Source organism: Moorena sp. SIO4A5, assembly GCF_010672005.1.
Taxonomy (GTDB): Bacteria; Cyanobacteriota; Cyanobacteriia; order Cyanobacteriales; family Coleofasciculaceae; genus Moorena.
Genome location: NZ_JAAHHZ010000445.1, coordinates 1 through 3,938, shown reverse-complemented (window position 1 = coordinate 3,938; position 3,938 = coordinate 1). Strand labels below are relative to the sequence as shown.

Here is a 3,938-nt window from a genome sequence, read left to right as displayed (position 1 = left end):
CACAAATCAAAACCAATAATTGTTTTACCTGTTTTAACTAGTAATCGCAACAAGTAAATTGCTTCATTAAACTCCAAGCCACCTGGTACAGGAGTACCTGTATGGGGACAATAGGAAGGATTTAAACCGTCAATATCAAAGCTAATATAAACCTTGTCAGGTAAATTAGAGATAATTTTATCGCACTGAGCTGCCCAAGTGATGCCTTCATAAGCGTTGGCTTTAAGCTTCCAGTCATCAAACATGACAATTCGGCTATCACTATTCACCATTGCCATTTCTGCTTCACAAACATCTCGAATGCCCACCTGAACTAAGCGACTAATTTGAGGTATGCTCAAAGCATTGTGCATGATCGAGGCATGGGAATAAGTAAAACCCTCGTAGGCAAGCCTTAGATCTGCATGGGCATCAATTTGTAAAATACCATATGTTTCGTGTTTTTGTGCTAAGGCTTGCATTAAGCCAAGAGGTACACTGTGATCTCCACCAACGACACCGACTAGTTTGCCTTGCTCGAGCAATTCTAACGCTTGAGTATAAACCCAATGGTTCAGAGTAGCTGAGGCTTGATTAACCGTTACTAACTGTTTGGCGATCGCATCATCATCAACATTACCACCTGTTTCCATATCTCCAATAATCTCCTTAGCAATAGCTCGCATGGCGCGATTTTTATCTTGAATATCTGAGTTAATGGGTATAGTCCCGCACTTAGTTTGCCAAGCTTGGGGTAGATCAAAGTCGTACCAATCTAACTGCAGTGAAGCATCTAAAATTGCTTGGGGACCATTGACTGTAGCTTCTCGATAAGATGTAGTGACATCCCAAGGTACAGGTAAAATAACAATTGCAGCCTCTTCCACCGAATAGGGAAAACCAAAGAAGCAACCATTGGGCACAGTAATCTCATTAGGATTAAAACTGGCTTGATTCATTTGTTTTAGTTACACAAGTTTGCCACAAGTCAAAAAATTGGATAATTTATACCTAGTGATACTTTCAAAAGCGGATTTAGTATAACCCATGATTTGGGTTAGTTCCCATGGCAATTTGCCTAAGATAATCGACTCTTATAATCTTCGTAGCCAAATTCTCTAACCAAGTTAAAAGTACCATCAGTGCGGACAATGCCAATTGCTGGATGTTTTACGCCATTAAACATAGAAGTCTTCACCATCGTATAGTGAATCATATCTTCAAAAACAATTGTGTCACCAACCTGCAAAGGCGTTTCAAAGTAGTAATCTCCCATGCCCATAAAGTCTCCTGCAAGGCAGGTAAGACCCCCCATCCGGTATCTAGGCTCTTTCTGTTGCGGATCTCTTGCACCTCGAATGCGAGGTTTATAAGGCATCTCCAAACAATCAGGCATATGAGCGGTAAATGAGACGTCAAGCATGGCAATAATCAGGTTTGAAGTTTCAATCAGATCAAGAACTGTTGCTCGGAGTACCCCAGTTTCCCATGCCACTGCCGATCCAGGCTCCAGATAAATATGCAAGTGAGGATAACGGGATTTAAAACGGGTCAAAACTTCGATTAGGTGTTCGATATCATAGCTTTTAGAGGTGATCAGATGTCCTCCCCCTAAATTAAGCCACTTGATCTGGGGAAGGTGATGCCCAAACAGGGTTTCAATCTGCTCTAAAGTACGTGCTAAAGCCTGTGAGTCGCTTTCACATAAGTTGTGGCAATGTAACCCTTCAATGCCCTCCGGTAATTTATCACCTAATTTTTCAGCGCGTATTCCTAGACGAGATAAGGGAGACGAGGGATTATAGATCTCCGGTTCCACCGGAGAATACTCTGGATTAATGCGCAGACCCGGTGATACTTGGGTCAAGAGAGTTTTTTCTTTAAATCGCTCCCATTGGCTTAGGGAGTTAAACGAGATATGTGTTGCCCCTTGAATCAGTTCTGGAAATTCTTTTTCCTGGTAGGCAAGCAAGTAAAGGTGGAGCTCTTTACCAAACTCTTCTCGCCCTAGCCTTGCTTCAAACAGAGAGCTAGCAGTAGTACCTTGTAAGTATTGTTTGACAATGGGAAAGGCACTGAACATCGCAAACCCCTTCAAGGCAAGAATGATCGTAATTCCTGCTTTTTTCTGAACCGAGTCAATTAACTCAAGATTCTCAATCAGCTTTTCGGACTCAAGCACATAGCAGGGGGATGGGATTTGGGAATAATCAATCATCTTGCTGATTAATCCCCAAATTCTTCTGAGTTGTTAATTGACTCATGCCAAGGTAAACCATAGGTTCCCAGCTTTGCCAAAAAAGGATCAGGGTTAAGTTGTTCCACATTAAAGACTCCCTCACCTTGCCATTCGCCAGTTAAGACTAGCATTGCACCAAGCATTGCAGGTACTCCTGTTGTATAAGCAACAGCTTGTGCCCCTACTTCTTGATAAGCTTTTGCATGGTCACAGTTATTGTAGATATAGTAGGTTTTTGGTTTTCCGTCTTTTATTCCTCGAATATGGCAGCCAATAGATGTTTGACCTTCATAGTTCTCACCTAGTGAAGATGGTGCAGGTAGAACAGCTTTGAGGAATTGCAAGGGGACGATTTGATGCCCTTCATACTCAATTGGTTCAATACTAGTTAATCCTACATTCTGGAGAACTTGCAGGTGTGTCAGATAACTTTCACTGAAAGTCATCCAAAAGCGAGCCCGTTTAATGGTGGGAATGTGTTTTACTAAAGACTCAAGCTCTTCATGATACAACAGGTATGACTCCCTCTGGCCAATCTCTGGATAATTGATTGACCGATGCACTGAGAACGGCTCAACCTCTACCCAATTGGAGTTTTCATAGTATTTTCCTTTTTGGGTAATCTCTCTGATATTAATCTCCGGATTAAAATTAGTAGCGAAAGGATGACCGTGATCTCCGGCATTACAATCTACAATATCTAGATAGTGAATCTCATCAAAGTGGTGCTTTAGGGCATAGGCTGTAAATACCCCTGTTACTCCAGGATCGAATCCGCATCCAAGCACAGCCATAATCCCAGCTTGTTTATATCTTTCGTGGTAATCCCACTGCCATTTATACTCAAATTTGGCTTCATCAGGAGGTTCGTAGTTAGCAGTATCGAGATAATTTACTCCTGTTTCTAAGCACGCATCCATAATCGGTAAGTCTTGATACGGTAGAGCTACGTTGATAACTATGTCAGGCTGAAAATCCTTAATGAGTGCCACTATTTCTGCAACGTTATCTGCATCGACTTGGGCTGTTTGTAATGAGGGATGGGCAATAGTAGCGGCAATGTGATCGCATTTTTATTTAGTCCGATTTGCTAGGAGAATCTCCAAGAAAACATCTTGCAACTGGGCGCATTTTTGAGTAACAACATTACCCACTCCACCTGCACCAATAATAATAACTTTGGCCATAACTGCACTATTGTTAGTTAATATAGATATTTATTTTTTAATTCTCAACACTGATCAATAATAACAGATATCGACTTGGGAGCATGTCACTTATGCAGAACATTTGTACGCTTATCTGGGTAATGGGTAATAGGTAATGGGTAATAGGTAATGGGTAATAGGTAATAGGGGGAGCATGTCACTTATGCAGAATATTTGTACATTATCTATAGCCCCCTCATGGGTTTAAGCTTGCTCTCATGGTACATAGTACAAATGTTCGGCAACTTTGACCTGCTCCCTATCGACTTCTCTTCAAGCATGAACAATATTTTAGGCAATCGCGACAACAGTTTTAAACTTAAGATATTAGCAGCGATATCCTAAATTTAGGAACGAATAGGTAAATGTAATAATTCTCATTTTTCTAAAGATAAATAGCGAAAAATTCAACTGCATACACGAAAAGCGACGGAAAAGCCAACTCTTTTAATAGGGTGGAAAAATATAACTTTGTTTGTTAAATTATTATAGAATTAGCTCTTTAAATCTCC

General features: G+C 40.8%; 3 protein-coding genes and 1 pseudogene. All 4 read right to left on the bottom strand.

Going from position 1 to position 3,938, the window contains the following annotated elements:
* The coding region (locus tag F6K57_RS38835; protein WP_293073972.1) for an agmatinase family protein at positions 1-938 on the bottom strand (938 nt) is incomplete at its 3' end.
* A 119-nt stretch (positions 939-1,057) separates the two neighbouring features.
* Complete coding sequence (nspC, locus tag F6K57_RS38830; RefSeq protein WP_293073969.1) at positions 1,058-2,197, bottom strand: carboxynorspermidine decarboxylase; 1,140 nt, start codon at positions 2,195-2,197, stop codon at positions 1,058-1,060.
* Between the two features lie 8 nt (positions 2,198-2,205).
* The gene (locus tag F6K57_RS38825; protein WP_293073976.1) at positions 2,206-3,012 is read right to left on the bottom strand and encodes a saccharopine dehydrogenase family protein; all 807 of its coding nucleotides are present in this window, start codon (positions 3,010-3,012) and stop codon (positions 2,206-2,208) included.
* Positions 3,013-3,015: 3 nt separating this feature from the next.
* Positions 3,016-3,405, bottom strand: a pseudogene (locus F6K57_RS38820) (saccharopine dehydrogenase NADP-binding domain-containing protein); the annotation flags it as partial.
* Positions 3,406-3,938: the final 533 nt, after the last annotated feature.